At 69.0% G+C, this 19,118-nt stretch carries 19 protein-coding genes; 8 read left to right on the top strand and 11 right to left on the bottom strand.

Annotation, left to right across the window (positions count from 1 at the left end; genetic code table 11):
- Positions 1–197: 197 nt before the first annotated feature.
- From AC07YS_RS03470 to AC07YS_RS03440, 7 genes are read right to left on the bottom strand one after another with little or no spacing between them, the layout of a single operon-like run.
- On the bottom strand, positions 198–446 hold the full coding sequence (locus tag AC07YS_RS03470; RefSeq protein ID WP_056580179.1) for a hypothetical protein: 249 nt from the start codon (positions 444–446) through the stop codon (positions 198–200).
- Positions 433–792 (bottom strand): hypothetical protein, encoded by a 360-nt coding sequence (locus AC07YS_RS03465; protein ID WP_370680636.1) that lies wholly within the window; start codon positions 790–792, stop codon positions 433–435. Before AC07YS_RS03465 ends, AC07YS_RS03470 begins: the two co-directional genes overlap by 14 nt.
- A gap of 26 nt (positions 793–818) precedes the next feature.
- Entirely contained in the window at positions 819–1,730 is a 912-nt protein-coding gene (locus AC07YS_RS03460) for a DUF6999 family protein (RefSeq protein WP_095745535.1), read from the bottom strand.
- Positions 1,714–3,633, bottom strand: a complete 1,920-nt coding sequence (locus tag AC07YS_RS03455; protein WP_495267486.1) for an iron-containing redox enzyme family protein — start codon at positions 3,631–3,633, stop codon at positions 1,714–1,716. Before AC07YS_RS03455 ends, AC07YS_RS03460 begins: the two co-directional genes overlap by 17 nt.
- Positions 3,634–3,637: 4 nt before the next feature.
- A complete protein-coding gene (locus AC07YS_RS03450; RefSeq protein WP_495267485.1) occupies positions 3,638–4,579 on the bottom strand; it encodes a fatty acid desaturase family protein in 942 nt (313 codons plus the stop codon).
- Positions 4,560–5,333, bottom strand: coding sequence for a sterol desaturase family protein (locus tag AC07YS_RS03445; protein WP_095745538.1), 774 nt, complete (start codon positions 5,331–5,333; stop codon positions 4,560–4,562). Before AC07YS_RS03445 ends, AC07YS_RS03450 begins: the two co-directional genes overlap by 20 nt.
- A gap of 9 nt (positions 5,334–5,342) precedes the next feature.
- Positions 5,343–6,908 carry a phospholipase D family protein gene (locus AC07YS_RS03440; protein WP_062473093.1) on the bottom strand — a complete coding sequence of 522 codons (1,566 nt, stop codon included), beginning with the start codon at positions 6,906–6,908 and terminating at the stop codon, positions 5,343–5,345.
- Positions 6,909–7,039: 131 nt separating this feature from the next.
- Between AC07YS_RS03440 and AC07YS_RS03435 the strand changes: the two genes are divergently transcribed.
- Together AC07YS_RS03435 and AC07YS_RS03430 are read left to right on the top strand one after the other, a co-directional pair.
- Positions 7,040–7,597 (top strand): peroxiredoxin, encoded by a 558-nt coding sequence (locus AC07YS_RS03435; RefSeq protein ID WP_307588537.1) that lies wholly within the window; start codon positions 7,040–7,042, stop codon positions 7,595–7,597.
- A gap of 55 nt (positions 7,598–7,652) precedes the next feature.
- Positions 7,653–9,086 (top strand): aldehyde dehydrogenase family protein, encoded by a 1,434-nt coding sequence (locus AC07YS_RS03430; protein ID WP_095950218.1) that lies wholly within the window; start codon positions 7,653–7,655, stop codon positions 9,084–9,086.
- A gap of 25 nt (positions 9,087–9,111) precedes the next feature.
- Here AC07YS_RS03430 and AC07YS_RS03425 read toward each other — a convergent pair whose 3' ends face one another.
- Positions 9,112–10,035: a ZIP family metal transporter gene (locus tag AC07YS_RS03425; protein WP_492676802.1), complete on the bottom strand. Its 924-nt coding sequence runs from the start codon at positions 10,033–10,035 to the stop codon at positions 9,112–9,114.
- Between the two features lie 19 nt (positions 10,036–10,054).
- Positions 10,055–10,693 (bottom strand): superoxide dismutase, encoded by a 639-nt coding sequence (locus AC07YS_RS03420; protein ID WP_495267484.1) that lies wholly within the window; start codon positions 10,691–10,693, stop codon positions 10,055–10,057.
- 239 nt (positions 10,694–10,932) lie between these two features.
- On the opposite strand from AC07YS_RS03420, the gene AC07YS_RS03415 reads away from it, so the two are divergent.
- Genes AC07YS_RS03415 through moeA form a run of 4 tightly spaced genes read left to right on the top strand, consistent with a single transcriptional unit; the run spans position 10,933 to position 15,380 of the window.
- Complete coding sequence (locus AC07YS_RS03415; protein ID WP_495267483.1) at positions 10,933–12,222, top strand: serine hydrolase domain-containing protein; 1,290 nt, start codon at positions 10,933–10,935, stop codon at positions 12,220–12,222.
- 49 nt (positions 12,223–12,271) lie between these two features.
- Positions 12,272–13,411: a GTP 3',8-cyclase MoaA gene (gene moaA, locus AC07YS_RS03410; protein WP_070060941.1), complete on the top strand. Its 1,140-nt coding sequence runs from the start codon at positions 12,272–12,274 to the stop codon at positions 13,409–13,411.
- 11 nt (positions 13,412–13,422) lie between these two features.
- The gene (gene mobA, locus AC07YS_RS03405) at positions 13,423–14,067 is read left to right on the top strand and encodes a molybdenum cofactor guanylyltransferase MobA (RefSeq protein WP_495267482.1); all 645 of its coding nucleotides are present in this window, start codon (positions 13,423–13,425) and stop codon (positions 14,065–14,067) included.
- Positions 14,064–15,380, top strand: a complete 1,317-nt coding sequence (gene moeA / locus AC07YS_RS03400; protein WP_495267481.1) for a molybdopterin molybdotransferase MoeA — start codon at positions 14,064–14,066, stop codon at positions 15,378–15,380. Before mobA ends, moeA begins: the two co-directional genes overlap by 4 nt.
- Positions 15,381–15,402: 22 nt before the next feature.
- On the opposite strand, the gene rnhA is transcribed toward moeA, so the two are convergent.
- Both rnhA and AC07YS_RS03390 read right to left on the bottom strand, forming a co-directional pair.
- Positions 15,403–15,852: a ribonuclease HI gene (gene rnhA / locus AC07YS_RS03395; protein WP_095745544.1), complete on the bottom strand. Its 450-nt coding sequence runs from the start codon at positions 15,850–15,852 to the stop codon at positions 15,403–15,405.
- 66 nt (positions 15,853–15,918) lie between these two features.
- Entirely contained in the window at positions 15,919–16,680 is a 762-nt protein-coding gene (locus AC07YS_RS03390; RefSeq protein WP_223301333.1) for a class I SAM-dependent methyltransferase, read from the bottom strand.
- On the opposite strand from AC07YS_RS03390, the gene gloB reads away from it, so the two are divergent.
- A complete protein-coding gene (gene gloB / locus AC07YS_RS03385) occupies positions 16,679–17,458 on the top strand; it encodes a hydroxyacylglutathione hydrolase (protein WP_492676791.1) in 780 nt (259 codons plus the stop codon). The genes AC07YS_RS03390 and gloB overlap by 2 nt on opposite strands.
- The gene (locus AC07YS_RS03380) at positions 17,455–19,059 is read left to right on the top strand and encodes a transglycosylase SLT domain-containing protein (RefSeq protein ID WP_495267480.1); all 1,605 of its coding nucleotides are present in this window, start codon (positions 17,455–17,457) and stop codon (positions 19,057–19,059) included. Before gloB ends, AC07YS_RS03380 begins: the two co-directional genes overlap by 4 nt.
- Positions 19,060–19,118: the final 59 nt, after the last annotated feature.

Raw genomic sequence — 19,118 nt, 5'->3', positions numbered from 1 at the left:
CACGCCCGCTGCGGGGCACCGATCGCCTTCTTGCTGGATTTGAGTGGTCATCGGCTACAAATTAGAACTTTAGATTAAATGCAATTACTTGCATCATTTGTGTCCAACTGTATATCGATTGCGACCGGGATGGAAGGCAATCGACGACATGCCGATGAGGCCATGTCGCCAACGCGACGCGGCGTCGTGCTAGGCGCTCAGCTCGACGATGCTTCGGCCTCGAGGGCCTCGTCGAGCGCCTTGCACGAAGGCGCGCAGACGGTCTGCGACTTGCCCAGCACCTGGCGCGTGCGCAGCTGCGAACGCACGCGGTGCTTGCCGCACATGAAGCAGGACATCGTGGCCCCGCTGAACGACGCCGAGGCGCGGAACGGCGAACCCGGCGCCTTCGATTTGTAGCGCAGCCCGTCCGCCACCACTGCCGTTTTCACTTCACCCTTGGCCATGCATCTTGTCCTTGTTCGATTCGTCACCGCGCATGGCGCGGGCAATGGCTTCCCTGGCTGCGCCTTCGGCGGCCAGGGAAACGTCCAGCGCCGAGCGGCAAAGGCCGGCGTGCTGGTAATTCATATTTTCGTAGACCTCGGAGGCGGCCGGATAGGCATCGAGCAACTGCCCCAGTTCGGCACCGGGCTCGACGTCTTCGAATTCATGCACCAAGTGCTCGACCACCGAGCGGTACTGCTCGGCGCCAACCGGCACGGCGCTGTGCTCAAGCCTCTCCAGCAGTTGAGCCAGCACGTGGGTCACCGCCAGATCGGTCTTGGGGGACGGATTTCGGGTCGTGTTCATGGTTTGCATGTGGGGACAGCATACCCCTATGCAAGGGGCGGGTCGCGCGGAAGTGTCTCTGCCGACATGGCTTCCTGCGCCGCGCGCATGCGCTGGAGCAGGCTGTGAAGCATTTCGGTCGACAGGCCGTGGATCACCAGCCGGTGCCCGGCCCGCAAAGTCGACAGCGGCACCAGCGGATGCTTGTTGTTGACCAGTATCAGGTGCTCCGGCGCGTTCAGGATCGTCGCCGCGTAGATGCCGATGGTTTCGTCCAGTTGCAAGGAGTTGGCGGCGCGCCAGAAATCGTTGTCGGTCAACATCAGTTGGTACAACGGCGTGAACAGCTCGATGGCGCTTTGCAGGTCGAGAAAATTGAGCTTGCCCTGGGGCATGTCTTCCAGCCGCAACGCCGGCGGCTGGATCATCGAGAAATCGACCTGCTCGGCCTTGCACAGCGCCAGCCCCTTGTCGCGCAGCGCCGTGTTCAGCCGGATCACGAAATTGAACAGGTTCAGGTCGTGCTTCAGGAACATCTCGTCCTTCAGCGCGTCGATGTCGGCCGGCTCCAGCGGCGACGTGCCCACGGGCGCGGGCGAGTTGCGGCCGATGAAGGCCAGCACCTGCGAGCCCAGGTGAAAGTGCCGCAGGATCAGCCAGTTCGCCTCGGGCGACACGAAGCGCTTGAGCCCCCACGCCAGGAAGCGGTGCAGCAACATCGAGTGCGACCAGTTGCGCGGCACGAACACCTTCACGATCTGGATCAGGATGATCGTCAGCCGCGCGATCGGCCGCAGGAACGGCAGCAGGTACTGGCGCGAGGCCGAGCTCGAATCGGCCAGCCACGCGGCCTTCACGTCGTCGGGCAGCGGCGTGCTCTGGTCGAGGTACAGCGCCAGCCAGGGGCTGGGGTCGCGCTCGTCGTGGGCTTGCTTCAGGAACTCAGGTGTTCGATCCATGGGGCATTCGTTCGGTGATGTGCTGGAACTGCATCAGGTACAGCGCCGCCGTATGGCGCGCGGTGTCGGCAATCTGGCGGGCGGCGCGGGCCTGCCCTTCTACAGCCATCACCATCTCGACCGCGGCGAGCCAGCGATTCAGGTGGTGCTCGTCGTTGTGGCCGTGGTACTCGAGGAAACGGAAGGCGTCGGGCGGCAGCTTCAGGCTGGCCTTGAGCAGCGGCAGCAGCGCCGGCACGATGCGCTGGCCCGTGCCTTCGATGATGTAGATCGCGCCCAAAAGGCCGATCGGGTCGCGCGTGGCGGCCAGGCCGTGCAGGTAGGCGTTGAGCGCCTCGCCGCCCGGGTTGCGGCGCAGTTCGTCGATCGACTCGACCGTGCCGCCGGCCTTGCGGTAGTCGCTGAAGAGGATGTTGAAGTCGTTCTGCTCCTCGCCCGCGTGCACGTCGATCAGCGACGACAGCATGCGGTACGGCTCGCTCAGCGAGGCAGCGCCTTCACGCATCCACAGGCTGCCTTCGCGCACCTGCGGCACCCACTGCTCCATCCAGTTCAGGTAGTCGGGCACGGCAAAGCGGCGCTCGCGGATCTGGCGGATCAGCGGCGTGCGCCACACGCGCGAGCGGTAGTCGTGCCAGATGGCGGCCAGTTCGGTCAGCAAGGCGCCCAGGCCTTCAGGCGCGGCGGCCGGGTCGTGCGGCGGCGCGATGACGAGGTCGTCGTCGGGCACGACCGCCGCCGCGCGGGGCGCGATCACGACGGGCGCCGCATCGACGGCCTCGACCTCGAGCAGCATGTACGCTGCCATGAAGCGCCCCGACTCCGGCACATAGCAGAAGATCTGCTCGCCCGGCTTCAGCGCCTTGGTGTGCAGGAACTCGGCGAGCATCACGAGGATCGATGCCGCGCCCGTGTTGCCGCGCCAGGCCAGGTTGCTCCACCAGCGCTCGCGCGGAATCGCCAGGTCGGCCTTGGCCATCAGGTCTTCGACCACCGGGATGAATTTTTCCGACGAGTAGTGGCAGAGGAAATGGTCGACCCGCTTCGGATCGACCCAGCCGTCGCGCACCAGGCCCGCGTATTCGTGAATACCGATGTCGAACAGGTGCGGCAAGAGGCGGATGTCCTGGCGCAGCGACAGCGCGCCGGCCGCCTCGGCCTCGGCCCACGAGCCGAAATCGAGGTGGCCACGCGCACGGTCTTCGGTGAGGCCGAGCTGCATGCAGACCGGGTAGTCACCCGAGAAAGCGCGCTGGTGCACCCACTTCAGCTTCAGGCGCAGCCCCGGCTTGCCGGCCAGCGCGGGCGTTCCGTCGGACAGCAGCAGCGCGCCTGCGCCATCGGACAGCATCCAGCGCAGGAAGTGCGAGTCGAAGTCGGTCTCGTAGCCGCGCGCGGCAAAGCGCGAGCGCTTGAACAGGCGCGACGGCATTTCGCTGGCCACCGCCAGCGCCGAACGGTGCGCGCCCAGCTCGATGCCCTGCGCGGCCGTCTGGATCGCCGACACGCCGGCCGCGCAGATGCCGTGCACCGAATGCGTTTCCATCGGCTGCGCCGCCAGCTCGCCCTGGATCATGTTGGCGAAGCCGGGCATCAGCGTGTCGCCGCCCGAGGAGCCGCTGGCCAGCAGCGACACGCGCGACAGCTCGGCCCCGCCGCGCTGCAGGCAGTCGCGGATCGCGCCGGCCGCCAGCTGCGCGTTGGTGTGGCGCGTCACGCCTTCTTCGTCGATCGCGTAGTGCCGCGTGAGGATGCCGTTCTCGGCCAGGATGCGGCGCTTGATGCGTTCCGACATGCGGTTGAGCGGCGCGATGTACGCGTCCATGCGGTCGTTGGGAACAGGCTCGCCGGGCATGAAATAGCCGGCGCTTGCGAAGTACACGCGTTGGAATGAAACGGGCATGGGTTCAGGAGAAGGGTGAATCGGGAGGCATCAGCGAGCGGCTGCGAAAACGCGGCCACACGGTCCCCAGCACGAAGACGCGCACCATGTACGGCACCAGCCCGCCCTCGTTGAGCGCGGGCGCCACCCGCGCGCGGTAGCGCGTGTGATGCAGGTGCGTGAGCTCGGACCAATGGGCATGCGGGTTCTCGTGGTGTGCGGTGTGCAGCCCGATGTTGAACAGCAAGGGGTTCACCAGCCCCTCGAAATTGCGCGCGTAGTTCAGCTGGCTACCGCGGGTATCGCCGGATGCCTCCTTGCGCAGCGTCTTGCGGCCGTCGGCGTGCGCATGCTGCAGGTAGTTGGTCGCCAGCAGCCAGTGCAGGCCGTGCAGCTGCGGCACGATCACGAACAGCAATGCCTTGCGCCAGTCGATCGCCAGCAGCACGGTCCAGCTGGCCAGCCACAGCGCGTACTGCGCCATGCAATAGCGCCAGGCGCCGCGGTGGTGCCGATGCAGCCGCGCGAGCCAGCCGAAGAACAGCGGCATCAGCACCCACACGGCCTGGAACGGGTGCAGCAGGTAGCCCCACAGATGGTTGGTGTCGCCGCCGAAGCGGTAGGTGCGCGCCACGTCCTTCGGTCCATGACGATGGCGATGGTGGTTGGCCACGTGCGCGGGCCAGAAGACGAAGGTCGGGTGGCCCTGCAGCAGCGTGATCCAGAAGTCGGTGAGCCGGTTCATGCGACGACCACGCCACATGCGCAGGTGCACGTGGTTGTGGTGGATCACGCCGATGCCGAGCGTGAGGAACAGCATCAGCGCATATAGCGCCACATGAAAGCCGTGCACCCACTGCCACGCGGCCAGCGCGGGCAAGGCGACGAGGTACGCCAGGCTTTGCCAGTCGCGCCAGTGGCGCAGCCGCGGCAGCCGATGGCGCGCGTCAGGCCGTCGTGGCGCCATGCTTCTTTCGAAACGCCTGGAACAGCGGCTCGGCCGCGTCGGCCGCGATGCGCGTGCGGAACAGCCGGTCCATGAAAGTGAACTGGAAGCCGTAGTTGCCGTTGTGCACGGCGTGGTGCAGGTGGTGACGGCGGCTCGCGGCGAACCAGTGGCTGTACGACACGCCGGGCACGAAGTCGTAGTTCGAATGCCCGACGCAGTTGAAGAACAGACTGAACACCGGCACCGACGCCAGCGACCAGAAGCTGAAGTCGTGCAGCACCATCGGCAGCAGGATCACGTTGCCGAGCATCAGCGCCTCGATCGGGTGAAAGCTGTATGTGGCCCACGGCGTGGTCACGAACGAGCGATGGTGCGGACCATGGAAGCGGCGCAGCCAGCGCGTGTGCAGCAGCCGGTGGTTGAGCCAGAAATGCACGTCGTTCCACACCGCGAGCACGAGGATCTCGAGCCCGATGCGGCGCCAGCCCGCGTCGGGCTCGAGTCGCGCCCAGCCCAGCTGCAGCAGACCCCACGGAAACACCATGCCCAGCCCGAAGATCAGCACCGAGATGCCCGACTGCGTGAGTTCGCGCCGCAGCTGGCCGGGCTGCAGCGGCCGCGGGTCGAGCGCGCGCCCGATGCCCAACGCCGGCAGCACCCGCTTCGTAAGCAGCCAGGTGAGCGCGCCGAAACCCAGGTAGATGCCCCCGAAGAACAGCAGGCCCCACAGCATGACCTGCGGGGCCGAAAGAGAAGTGAAGGTCTGCGCCATCCCCCGAGGCTACAACAGCATCTCGGGCACCAGCGGGGAGATCAGGGTGTTGTACAGGCGCTGGAAGAAACCCGACTCGGGTTCCGAGGTGAGGATCACCTCTTTCTCGCCGTCGTTCGTGAGCCATTCGAGCGTGCCGCCCTCCTTCGACAGCCGCAGCCGGTACGAGTTCTGCAGCTTGCTCACGTGGATGATGCGCAGCATCTCACGCGCCAGCTGCGGGTTGTCGACCACCACGCCCATCTCGGTGTTCTGGCTGGCCGAGCGCGGATCGAGGTTCATCGAGCCGATGAAGATGCGCGTCTTGTCGATGGCGGCGGTCTTGGCGTGCAGCCGGCCCAGCGAATTGCCGAAGCTGCCGAAACGCATGCTCGCGGTGGTGCGCTGCGGGCTCAGCTCGTACAGGTCGGCGCCGCCTTTCAGCAACCGCTCGCGATAGCGCGCGTAGCCGGTGTGCACCAGCGGCTCGTCGTTGGCCGCCAGCGAATTGGTCAGCAGCGTGAGCTTGACCTTGCGCTTGGCCAGGTCCTCGAAGGCCGCCATGCCGCGCTCGCCCGGCACGAGGTAGGGCGAGGTCAGGTCGACTTCGGTCTTCGCGTCGAGCAGCAGCGCCCAGACCTTCATCGTCACGCTGGTGGCAATGGCATCTTCGGCCGTCAGCGTCGTGGGCTTGGACGGCGGGTCGGCGATGGCGCGGGCCTCGCCCCACAGCAGGCCCATGCGGCCGCCGTCGAGCTCTTCGGCGATGGGGCCGTAGCCGAGGATGTCCGAGGGCGGCAGCACGACCTTCGGCGGCGGGCCCGACATGCCGATCTCGGCATCGAAGGTGGCGGCGCCGGCCTCTTTGCGCACGATCTCGGCAATGGGCCAGATCTGGTCGCTGTTCCAGTAGGCGTCGAAGATGCTCTCCAGCTGCGGCACCACCTTGCCGACCACCAGCGCGTCCATGTCGATGAAGTTCTGCGCTTCGCTCAGCACGAAGTACTCGTCGGCGATGTTGCGCCCGCCCACCACCGCCATCGCGCCGTCAGCAATGAAGAGCTTGTTGTGCATGCGGTGGTTGAGCCGGTGGATGTCGAAGATCGACACCACGAAGCGCGACAGGAACCCGTCGCGCGCGCAGCAGAACGGGTTGAACAGGCGCACCGACACATTGGGCGTCTCGGACAGCGCCAGCAACAGCTGCTGGCTCTTCACCGTGTACAGGTCGTCCACCAGCACCCGCACCTTCACGCCGCGCGCCGCCGCCTCGCGCAGCGTGCGCAGCAGCAGCCGGCCGGTGGCGTCGTTCTCGAGCTGGTAGTACTGCACCACCAGCGAGCGCTCGGCGCGCTGCGCGAGCTGCAGGCGCGCGTCGAGCGAGTACACGCCCAGCGGCATCAGCCGGAAGCCCGAATGCTCGCCGGGCGGCGTGGAGGCCGCGACGATCTTCGCGAGCGCGGTGCCCGGGTCGGCGGCGGCGGCGTGCTCGGCCGGGCGTTCGCGCGCCGGCGGCAGCGAGCCGCACGCGCCGAGCAATGCCAGCAGCACGCCGGCCAGCGCCGTGCGCAGAAGAGATCGGGCCCAGGCGTTCATGGTCGGGTTCCTCTTGTCGTTGTGGATGCCACTGCCCTGATGTACGCCGGTCCTCCCGCGGCGGTTTCAACGGGGCCCATTTGGCGAAGCGTCGTCCTAGAATTCGATTCACTTCGCTTCGGAGTTACATCATGGCCCGATCGCTCCTTTTGCGCACCGCTTTGTGGGCCGCGGCCCTCGCCGCCGGGGTACCCCATGCCCACGCCGCACTCGACATCGGCGACCCGGTGCCCAAGTTCACGGCCACCGCCGCGCTCGGCGGCAAGACCTTCCGCTACTCGCTGGCCGAGGCGCTGGCCAAGGGGCCGGTGGTGCTGTACTTCTTTCCGGCGGCCGACTCCAACGACTGCTCCATCGAGGCCCACGCCTTCGCCGAGGCGGTCGACCAGTTCGCCGCGCTGGGCGCCTCGGTGATCGGCGTGTCGGCCGACGACATCGACACGCTCTCCAAGTTCTCGGTCAAGTCCTGCCAGAGCCGCTTTCCGGTGGCCTCCGACCAGGGCAAGACCGTGATCCAGGGCTTCGACGCGCTGATGCAGACCCGGCCCGACTTCGCCAACCGCCTGTCGTACGTGATCGCGACCGACGGCAAGGTCGCCTACTACTACCAGAACCTCAACCCCGACAAGCACGTCGAGCGCATGCTGAACGCCGTGCGCGCGCTGCCCAAAGCCACCGCGGCGAAGTAAGGCGGGCCGGCCGGGGCTCCACGCGCGGGGCGGGCTTCGCGCAAAATCTCGCCCCATGCAGCTCAACTACATCGCCAACGCGGACGTTCCCTCCGCCTCCGGCCGCACCCTCCCCGTCATCGACCCGTCGGACGGCCAGCCTTTCGACGAGATCCAGCGCAGCAACGCCGCCGACATCGATGCCGCCGTGCGCGCCGCGCGCGACTGCTTCGAGGGCGTGTGGCACAAGGTCAGCGCCGCCGACCGCGGCCGCCTGCTCTTCAAGCTCTCGCAGAAGATCGCCGAGCACGTCGACGAGCTCGCGCTCATCGAGCAGCGCGACTGCGGCAAGCCCGTGAAGCAGGCCCGCGCCGACGCGGTGGCGCTGGTGCGCTACTTCGAGTTCTATGCCGGCGCCTGCGACAAGCTGCACGGCGAGACCATTCCCTACCAGGACGGCTACAGCGTCTTCACCTGGCGCGAGCCGCACGGCGTCACGGGCCACATCATTCCGTGGAACTACCCGATGCAGATCTTCGGGCGCAGCGTGGGCGGCGCCCTGGCGGCCGGCAACGTGTGCGTGGTCAAGCCGGCCGAGGACGCCTGCCTGTCGCTGATCCGCGTGGCGCAGCTGGCGGCCGAGGTGGGCTTTCCGGCCGGCGCGCTCAACATCGTGACGGGCTACGGCCATGAGGTGGGCGACGCGCTCGCGCGCCACGAAGGCATCGACCACATCAGCTTCACGGGCAGCCCGAAGATCGGCACGCTGATCCAGCAGGTGGCGGCCGAGCGGCACTGCCCGGTCACGCTCGAGCTGGGCGGCAAGAGCCCGCAGATCGTGTTTGCCGACGCCGACCTGGACGCGGTGATTCCCGTGGTGATCAACGCCATCGTGCAGAACGCCGGCCAGACCTGCTCGGCAGGCTCGCGCGTGCTGATCCAACGCGACATCTACGAGCCCCTGCTCGAGCGCCTGGGCCACGCCTTCGAAGCCCTGCGCGTGGGCCCCGCGGCGATGGACCTCGACGTCGGCCCGCTGATCCGCCAGACGCAGCAGCAGCGCGTGTGGGACTTTTTGAGCGACGCGCAGCACGCCGGCATCCCGATGGTGGCGCAGGGCGTCGTCGTCGAGGAAGCGCCCGAGACCGGCTTCTACCAGGCGCCGACCCTGCTGCGCGACGTGCCCGTGGGCCATCGCCTGGCGCAGGAAGAAGTGTTCGGCCCCGTGCTCGCCGCGATGCAGTTCGCCGACGAGGACGAAGCCGTGGCCCTCGCCAACGCCACCCAGTTCGGCCTCGTGGCCGGCGTCTGGACGGCAGACGGCGCGCGCCAGTTCCGCATGGCCCGGCGCGTGAAGAGCGGCCAGGTGTTCATCAACAACTACGGCGCGGGCGGCGGCGTGGAACTGCCGTTCGGTGGCGTGAAGTCGTCGGGCTACGGGCGCGAGAAGGGTTTCGAGGCGCTGTACGGCTTCACGACGCTGAAGACCGTCGCCGTCAAGCACGGCTGAAGCTGACCGACGCCGCGCCCGGGCGTCAGCCCAGCGCGGTGTCCAGCAGCATCATCAGCACGAAGCCGATCATCAGCCCGCTGGTCGCATAGGCCTCGTGCCCCTTGCGGTGCGACTCGGGAATGATCTCGTGGCTGATCACGAACAGCATCGCACCCGCCGCGAAGCCCAGCCCCCAGGGCAGCAGCATCGCCGAATGCCCCACCACCGCCGCGCCGAGCACGGCGCCCAGCGGCTCCACCAGCCCCGAGGCCATGCCGATCAGCACCGCGAACAGGCGGCTGTAGCCGGCGGCCAGCAACGCCACGGCCACCACCAGCCCCTCGGGCACGTCCTGGATCGCGATGCCGGTGGCGAGCGCATCGGCGCGCACGCCATTGTTGGCCGCGTAGCCGACGCCGATGGCCAGGCCCTCGGGCACGTTGTGCAGCGCGATCGCGAACACGAAGAGCCAGGTGCGGCGCAGCTGCCGCCCGCTCTGCCCTTCGCGGCCCTTGATGAAATGCTCGTGCGGCAGCACGCGGTCCATGGTCATCAGCACCAGGCCGCCCAGCAGGATGGCCGTGCCGATCACGCCGCCGGCCGCCCAGTCGCCACCGCCGAAGACGCCCGTCGACTTGGCGGCGTCCAGCCCGGGAATGATCAGCGAGAAGGCACAGGCCGCGAGCATCACGCCGGCGCCGAAGCCGAACAGCGTGTCCTGCAGCTTGTCGGGCAGCTTCTGCGAGAACAGCACCGGCAGCGTGCCCAGCGCGGTCGCCAGCGCCGCCACCGAGCCGCCGCGCAGCGCGTTCCACACCAGTGGGTCGGCGCGCACGAAGGACCAGAACTGCGACGCCAGCGCCAGCGCGCCGGCCGCGACGATGGCAAAGCCGATCCATTCGCGCAACGGGCGCGGCGACCTCGGCGGCGGCGCTGTGGCCACCGTGCCCTGCGGCGTGTCGTTCATGGGCGGGCTCCTCTTCGGCTCATCGGCCGCCGGTCGCGGCGACATGGCGGCGGGCGACCTCGGCCCAGTTCACCACGTTGTAGAAGGCCGCGATGTATTCCGGGCGGCGGTTCTGGTACTTCAGGTAGTAGGCGTGCTCCCACACGTCCAGGCCCAGGATCGGGGTCTTGCCCGAGCCGATGCCGCGCATCAGCGGGCTGTCCTGGTTGCCGCTGCTTTCCACGGCGAGCTTGCCGTCGGCGCCGACGACCAGCCAGGCCCAGCCGCTGCCGAAGCGCGTGAGCGCGGCCTTGGTGAAGGCGTCCTTGAAGGCATCGAAGCCGCCCAGGTCGGTGTCGATGGCCTGCGCGAGCGCGCCCGAAGGCGCCCCGCCGCCACCCTCGCCCACCGGGGCCATGACGGTCCAGAACAGGCTGTGGTTGGCGTGGCCGCCGCCGTTGTTGCGCACGGGGGCGCGCAGCGCCTCGGGCAATTCCTCGACACCGGCGATGAGGGCTTCGACCGGCGTGTCCGCAAGCGGCGTGTCTTTCAACGCCGCATTCAGGTTGTTCACGTAGGTCTGGTGGTGCTTGCCGTGGTGGATTTCCATCGTCTGCGCGTCGATGTGGGGTTCGAGCGCGTCGAAGGCATAGGGCAAGGCTGGCAGGGTGTACGGCACGGTTGGGAAGCTCCTTGTTGGAAGAGAGCCCTTTGCGTGGTGCTTGTGCTGCGTACTCAGGCGTTCAAATGATAGTAATTCTCATTGTCTGCGTCAAGATATCGGCGCCATAGATGCCGCCAATCGGCCAGCACGCCATCGCCGAAGCGCCGATACACTGCCCCGCGACCGGCTCGCACGGACGGCGCCAAGACCGTCCTGCCGGTTCCATCCATCCACCACCGACGGAGACAACACGCATGACCTTCCTGAAGCGCCGCGCCCTGGTGCGCACGGCCCTGCTCGGCCTGAGCCTCGCCCTGCCGCTGCTCGCCACCGCCCAGTCGCTGCCCACCGCCCGGCCCGAGTCGGTGGGCCTGTCGGGCGAACGCCTGCAGAAGCTCACCGACGTGCTCAAGGCCGACGTGGCCGCCGGCAAGATCCCCGGCGCGGTGCTGCTGGTCGCGCGCCAGGGCAAGGTCGCGTGGTTCGAACCCGTCGGCAAGCTCGACGCCACCGCCGGCACGCCGATGCCGCGCGACGGCATCTTCCGCATCTACTCGATGAGCAAGCCCATCACCACGGTCGCCGCGATGATGCTGGTGGAAGACGGCCGCATGAAGCTGGACGACCCGGTCGCGATGTACCTGCCCGAGTACGCCCGCATGACGGTCGGCATCGAGAAGCCCGGCGCCGACGGCAAGCCGGTGCTCGAGACCGTGCCCGCGCGCCGCCCGATCACCGTGCAGGACCTCATGCGCCACACCTCGGGCCTGACCTACGGCTTCTTCGGCCCGGGGCTGGTGAAACAGGCCTACAACACCGCCAACCTGGCGGAAGGCGATCCGACCAGCGCCGAGTTCTCGCAGCGCCTGGCCAAGCTGCCGCTGGCCTACCAGCCCGGCACGACCTGGGACTACAGCTACTCGACCGACATCCTGGGCCGCGTGGTCGAGGTGGTGTCGGGCCAGTCGCTGTACCAGTTCGAAAAGGCGCGCCTGTTCGACCCGCTGGGCATGAAGGACACCACGTACTACGTGCCTGAGCCGGCGCGCCAGCCGCGCATCGCCGAGCCGCTGCCGAGCGACCGCAGCTTCGGCGTGGGCGCCGACCTGAACGACCCGCGCATCGTGCGCAAGTTCGAATCGGGCGGCGGCGGGCTGGTGTCGACCGCGTCCGACTACGCGCGCTTCCTGCAGATGCTGCTCAACGGCGGCACGCTCGACGGCACGCGCTACCTCGGCCCGCGCACGCTGGCCCTGATGACGACCGACCATTCGAACGCCGGCGCCGGCATCGTGCCCGGCCCACTGTACCTGCCGGGCCCGGGCTACGGCTTCGGCCTGGGCTTCGCGGTGCGCCGCAACGACGGCGAGGCGCCCTACCCGTCCGGCGGCGGCGAGTACAACTGGGGCGGCGCGGGCGGCACCTACATGTGGGTCGATCCGAAGAACGAGCTGTTCGTGGTGCTGATGCTGCAGTCGCCCAAGTACCGCACCCACTACCGAAGCCTTGCGCGCAACATGGTCTATGCAGCAGTGCTGAAGTAGCCCGCATGGCGCGCGGTCGCGGGCCATGGCGCAAAATCGGCATCGCCCCATGAAGAAAAGCAGCAGCACCGTCATTCCGATCGCCCCCGCGGGCCACGCCGTCGTGGCCGCGCCGGACATTGCCGTGCCCGCCACCGGCCTGCTGGCCGACCGGCTGGGCCGTCCGCTGACCGACCTGCGCATCAGCGTGACCGACCGCTGCAACTTCCGCTGCAGCTACTGCATGCCAAAGGACGTGTTCGACAAGGACTACCAGTACCTGCCGCACAGCGCCCTGTTGAGCTTCGAGGAAATCACGCGCCTGGCGCGCCTGTTCGCCTCGCACGGCGTGCACAAGATCCGCCTGACCGGCGGCGAGCCGCTGCTGCGCAAGCACATCGAGGGGCTCATCGCCCAACTGGCCGAGCTGCGCACGCCCGGCGGCGACCCGCTCGAGCTCACGCTCACCACCAACGGCTCGCTGCTGAAGCGCAAGGCCGCCGCGCTGAAGGCCGCCGGCCTGCAGCGCGTGACCGTGAGCCTGGACAGCCTGGACGACGCCGTGTTCCGCCACATGAACGACGTCGACTTTCCGGTGGCCGACGTGCTGGCCGGCATCGACGCAGCCCTGGCGGCGGGCCTGGGCCCGATCAAGGTCAACATGGTGGTCAAGCGCGGCACCAACGAGCAAGAAATCTTGCCGATGGCGCGCTACTTCCGCGAGCACCACGGCGGCAAGGTCGTGCTGCGCTTCATCGAGTACATGGACGTGGGCGCCACCAACGGCTGGCGCATGGACGAGGTGCTGCCCTCGGCCGACGTCATCGCCCGCATCGCGGCCGAATTTCCGCTCGTGCCGCTCGAAGCCACCACGCCCGGCGAGACCGCCCAGCGCTGGGCCTATGCCGACGGCGGCGGCGAGATCGGCGTGATCAGCAGCGTGACCCAGGCCTTCTGCCACGACTGCAGCCGCGCGCGCCTATCGACCGAGGGCAAGCTGTACCTGTGCCTGTTCGCAAGCCACGGCCACGACCTGCGCCCGATGCTGCGCGACGGCGCGAGCGACGGCGACATCGCCTCCGCCATCGGCCACATCTGGCAGGGCCGCGCCGACCGTTATTCCGAGCTGCGCGCACTGCGCGGCCCCGACGACAGTGCCCCCGACGCGGCGGCGCCCCGGCGCGTCGAGATGAGCTACATCGGCGGATGAGGCCGCCAGCCATGGGTACCGCACCGGCCATCGCAGCGGCCGACATCACGGGCCTCGTGCTCGCCGGCGGGCGCGGCACCCGCATGGGCGGGGTCGACAAGGGCCTGCAACTGCTCCAGGGCGAAGTGCTCGCCGCACATGCGGTGCGGCGACTGCGCCCGCAGGTCGGCGTCGTGCTGGTCAATGCCAACCGGAATTTCGCGGCCTACGAAGCGCTGGGCGTGCCCGTGTTCGCCGACAGCGTGCCCGACCACCCCGGCCCGCTGGCCGGCATGCTGAGCGGGCTCGAACACTGCCCCACGCCCTGGCTGCTCACCGTGCCCTGCGACACGCCGCGCTTTCCGCCCGACCTGGCAGCGCGGCTGGCCGAAGCGCTGGCCGCCGAGGGCGCCCACGCGCGCATCGCCATGGCCGCCGCGCCTGAAACCGAGGCCGACGGCCGCACGGTGCTGCGCCGCCAGCCGGTGTTCTGCCTGCTGCACATCGCGCTGCGCGACAGCCTGCGCCGCTTTGTCGAGGAAGGCGGCCGCAAAGTCGGCGCCTGGACCGCGCAGCACAACGCCCTGACCGTTCCCTTCGACCGCCCCGGCGACGCGCTCGACGCCTTCTTCAACGCGAACACGCTGGCCGACCTGCAGACGCTCGAACAGCCATGAGCCGCATCGCCGCCATCGCCGCCGACCTCGCGGACTACGACGCGGGCGACCTCGACGTCGACACCGTCGCCGCCTTTCTCGCGCGCCTGGTCGCACCGCTGGCCGTGGCCGACACCGAAGAGGTCGCGCTGCGCGACGCGCTCGGCCGCGTGCTGGCCGACGACCTCGTCTCGCCGGTGAGCGTGCCGCCGCATGACAACTCGGCCATGGACGGCTACGCCTTCGACGGCGCGCTGCTGCCGGCCGATGCGCCCATCGACCATTCGCTCACGCTGCGCGTGGCGGGTACGGCGCTGGCCGGCTCGACCTGGCGCGGCGCGCTCGGGCCGAACGACGCGGTGCGCATCATGACCGGCGCGATGATGCCGGCCGGCCTGGACACCGTGATCCCGCAGGAGTTCTGCAAGGTCGACGGCGACCAGGTCTGCTTTCCGGCCCGCGTGCTGGGCCGCGGCGACAACCGGCGCCTGGCCGGCGAAGACCTGATGCAGGGCCAGCCGGCGCTGCGGCGCGGCGAACGCCTGTCGCCGGCCGCGCTCGGCATGGTCGCCAGCCTCGGCCTGGCGCGCGTGACCGTGCGGCGCCGGCTGCGCGTGGCGTACTTCTCGACGGGCGATGAAATCCTCTGCCTGGGCGACACGCCGCGCGAAGGCGCCGTGTACGACAGCAACCGCTACACCCTGTTCGGCCTGCTCACGCGGCTGGGCTGCGAGGTGGTCGACCTCGGCCTGGTGCACGACGACCCCGCCACGCTCGCGGCCACGCTGCAGCGCGCGGCGCGCGAGGCCGAAGCCATCGTCACCAGCGGCGGCGTGAGCGCGGGCGCGGCCGACCACACGCGCGACGTGATGCAGCAACTGGGCGACATGGCCTTCTGGCGGGTCGCGATGCGGCCCGGGCGGCCGCTGGCGGTGGGGCTGATTCCGCGTCCGCGCGAGGCCACCGCCACGTCGGCCGTGCTGTTCGGCCTGCCGGGCAATCCGGTGGCGGCGATGGTCGCCTTCCTGGCCTTCGTGCGGCCGGCGCTGCTGCGGCTGATGGGCTGCCACGACGAAGCCTGCGCCCCGCCGCCGCTGCTGCGCGCACGCAGCGCCGGGCCCATCCGCAAGAAGCCGGGGCGCACCGAGTACCAGCGCGGCGTCGTGCGCCAGGTGCCGGGGTCGCTGCCCGAGGTGCGGGTGGCGGCGCACCAAGGTTCGGGCGTGCTGAGCTCGATGCTCGAGGCCAACGGGCTCGTGGTGCTGCCCCACGAGCAGGGCCATGTCGACGCCGGGCAAGAGGTCGACGTGATGATCTTCGACGGGCTGATCTAGCCCCTGGCCCTACCGTTGATGGTCAGATCCGGCCCAGGGCCTTGTCCACGCCCTTGTTGGCCAGCATGTCGGCCCGCTCATTGCCCGGGTCGCCCGAGTGCCCCTTGACCCAGCGCCACTCGATCTGGTGGCCGCCCTCGGACACCAGCTTGTCGAGCTTCTGCCAGAGCTCGACGTTCTTCACGGGCTGCTTGGTCGAGGTGAGCCAGCCCTTGGCCTTCCAGCCGCGAATCCACTCGGTGATGCCCATGCGCACGTACTGGCTGTCGAGGTACAGCAGCACCTTGCAGGGCCGCTTGAGCGCGGCCAGCCCTTCGATCACGGCCGTGAGTTCCATGCGGTTGTTGGTGGTGTTGAGTTCACCGCCGAACAGTTCCTTCTCGGTGGGGCCCGACTTGAGCCACGCGCCCCAGCCGCCCGGTCCCGGGTTGCCCTTGCACGCGCCATCGGTGTAGATCACGACTTCGTTCAAACTGACTGTTCCTTTTTTCTCTAGCGTCATGCGGGCGATGCCGCCCGCGTCCATGGATTCGTTCGTTCACTGCTTGCTGCGGTGCACCTTGCCCGCGATGGGCACCGGTGCCGTCGCCCGCGCGCCGCTGCGGCGCCAGTCGGCGCTCAGCAGGCGCATGCCGCGCACGCGCTTCACCGCCACCAGGAAGTAGGCGGCGCCGAAGATCGGCCACCAGCGCTCGCCGGCGGCGTCCATCCAGCGCGAGCGCTCCAGCCAGGCGTCGCTGCGCACCGCCGGCCGGTAGATGCCGAAACGGCCCGACTCCACCTCGAAGCTCAACAGGCGCAGCCAGTCGCGCATGCGCCAGTAGCCGATGAACTCGCCGGCCTCGGGCAGGAAGGTCTCGCCCAGGCCCAGCCGGCGGTACAGGTGCCCGCGGCGCTGCCGCAGGCCCCACAGGCTGGTCGGGTTCAGGCCGCAGATCACCACCCGCCCCTCGGGCACCAGCACCCGCTCGACCTCGCGCAGCGTGGCGTGCGGATCGGGACTGAGTTCCAAGGCGTGCGGCAGCACCACGAGATCGAGGCTGTTGGCCGCGAACGGCAAGGCGGCGAAATCGGTCACCAGCGTCGCCTTGCCAGCCCGCACCGGGTCGGTCAGGGCCAGCCAGCGGTGCGGCATGCGGTTGGCGCGCAGCCCATCGACCTCGGCGGCCCCGAGCTGCAAGGCGTGGTAACCGAAAACATCGGCCACCGCCTCGTCGAACTGGGCCTGCTCCCAGGCCAGGAGGTAGCGGCCGGGGGGGGTCGCGAACCAATCCTGCAAACCTATAATTTGACCGCTCATGACCCTTGTTCCGCTGCCCGCTTTTGCTGACAACTACATCTGGATGCTGCACGACGGGCACCACGCCATCGTGGTGGACCCGGGCGATGCCCAACCGGTGTTCGATGCGTTGGCGCACCACAAGCTGCAGCTGGCCGCGATTCTAGTCACGCACCACCACCCCGATCACACGGGCGGCGTGGCCGCGCTGCATGCGGCCACGGGCGCGAAGGTGTGGGGCCCGGCGCGCGAGCGCATCCCCGAGCCTTTCACACCGCTGGTGCAGGGCGACATCGCGCAGGCCCTGGGCCTGCGCTTCGAGGTCATCGACGTGCCGGGCCACACGGCCGGGCACATCGCGTACTTCCTGCCGGCCTCGGCCGCGCAGGCCCCCGTGCTGTTCTGCGGCGACACCCTCTTCTCCGGCGGCTGCGGCCGCCTGTTCGAAGGCACGCCCGCGCAGATGCTCGCCTCGCTCGACGCGCTGGCCGCGCTGCCCGGCGACACGCGTGTGTGCTGTGCGCACGAATACACACTTGCTAACCTGAAGTTCGCCCGCGCCGTGGAACCCGGCAACGACGAACTCACTCACTACAACGCGCATTGCGAAAGCCTGCGCGCACAGGGGCAGCCCACGCTGCCCTCGCAACTGGCGATCGAACGCCGGATCAACCCCTTTCTTCGCAGCCGCGAAGCCACCGTCTTTCGAGCAGTGCGGGCCCATGCCGAGCTTTCCGCGGATGCCGCCGAAGCCGAGGTATTCGCCGCGCTGCGCCAATGGAAAAACGACTTCCGATGAAATTTATCGTTGCCACCTGCCTTGCAGGCTCCCTGGTACTCGCGGGCTGCGCGGGCACGGACAACAGCGCTTCTTCCTCCACCTCCGCCAAGGCCGGCGCCTCCGCCGGCGGCACGGGCGCCCGCCCGTCAGGCAGCGCCACGCCGGTCTATCCGCGCGACAGCAACCTCAGCCCGCTCACCAGCGGCCAGGCCCGTTCGCAGAGCGTGGTCACGCTGGCACCGCCCGCCGACATGTGGGACCGCATCCGCCGCGGTTTCAAGATGCCCAACCTGGAAAGCGACCTGGTGCGCGATCGCGAGCAGTGGTACGCCAGCCGGCCCGACTACATCCAGCGCATGACCGAGCGCTCGAACAAGTACATCTTCCACATCGTCGAGGAGCTCGAGCGCCGCAACATGCCGACCGAGCTGGCGCTGCTGCCGTACATCGAGAGCGCCTTCAACCCGCAGGCCGTGTCCAGCGCGCGCGCCGCCGGCATGTGGCAGTTCATGCCCGCCACCGGCACCGACTTCGACCTCAAGCAGAACATCTTCCGCGACGACCGCCGCGACGTGGTGGCCTCCACCCGCGCCGCGCTCGACTACCTGCAAAAGCTCTACGGCATGTTCGGCGACTGGCAGCTCGCGCTCGCCGCCTACAACTGGGGCGAAGGCAGCGTGGGACGCGCCATCGCCAAGAACCAGCGCCTGGGCCTGCCCACCACCTACAGCGACCTGTCCATGCCGGCCGAGACCCGGCTCTACGTGCCCAAGCTGCAGGCCGTGAAGAACATCGTGGCGAACCCGCAGGCCTTCAACGCCGAGCTGCCGCTGATCGCCAACCACCCCTACTTCCAGACCGTGCCGCTCACGCGTGACCTCGACGTGGAACTGGCGGCCAAGCTGGCCGACGTGCGCATCGAGGATTTCCGTGCGCTCAACCCCGCTGCCCACAAGCCCGTGCTCATCGCGGCCGGCACCTCCGAGATCCTGCTGCCCTGGGACAACGCGGCGGTCTTCAAGCGCAACTTCGACGCCTACACGCAGGGCCAGTACGCCAGCTGGACCGCCTGGGTCGTGCCCACCACGATGACGGTGGCCGACGCCGCCCAGCGCTCGGGCATGAGTGAGTCGGACCTGCGCGCGCTCAACAACGTGCCGCCGCGCATGCTCATCAAGGCCGGCTCCACGCTGATCGTGCCGCGCGGCGCGCGCGTGAAGGAAGACGTGGCGGCGGTCGTGGCCGACGGCGGCCACCTGAGCTTCCAGCCCGAGATCATCACGCGCCGCACCACCGTCAAGGCCGGCCGCTCGGACAACGTGGCGAGCATCGCGCGCCGCTACAACCTCAAGCCCGCGGCCGTGGCCGACTGGAACGACGTCAATCAGAACCACGCCTTCAAGCGCGGCTACAGCGTGGTCGTGTACCTGCCGGTGCGCGCCACGCCCGCGGCGCGTGTCGGCTCGGGTGCAGCGCCTGCACGCGGCCGGGGCGCGGCGGTGGTCACGTCCAAGCGCGGCGGCGCGCCAGTGAAGGCCGCCGCACGCGGCAGCAGCAGCGCCAAGCAGGCGGTGGTGCGCCAGCCGCGCGGCGGCACGCCGTCCAAGCGCAAGCGCTGATCCCTGCCCTGCCGGCGGGCGGTGCCGGGCCCGGACCAAAAAAGCGACATCAGGAGGAC

Source organism: Variovorax sp. GW458-11-26-14-LB1 (assembly GCF_059423965.1).
The sequence above is the reverse complement of the archived record's forward strand: the minus strand, read 5'-3'. Positions and strand labels throughout refer to the sequence as shown.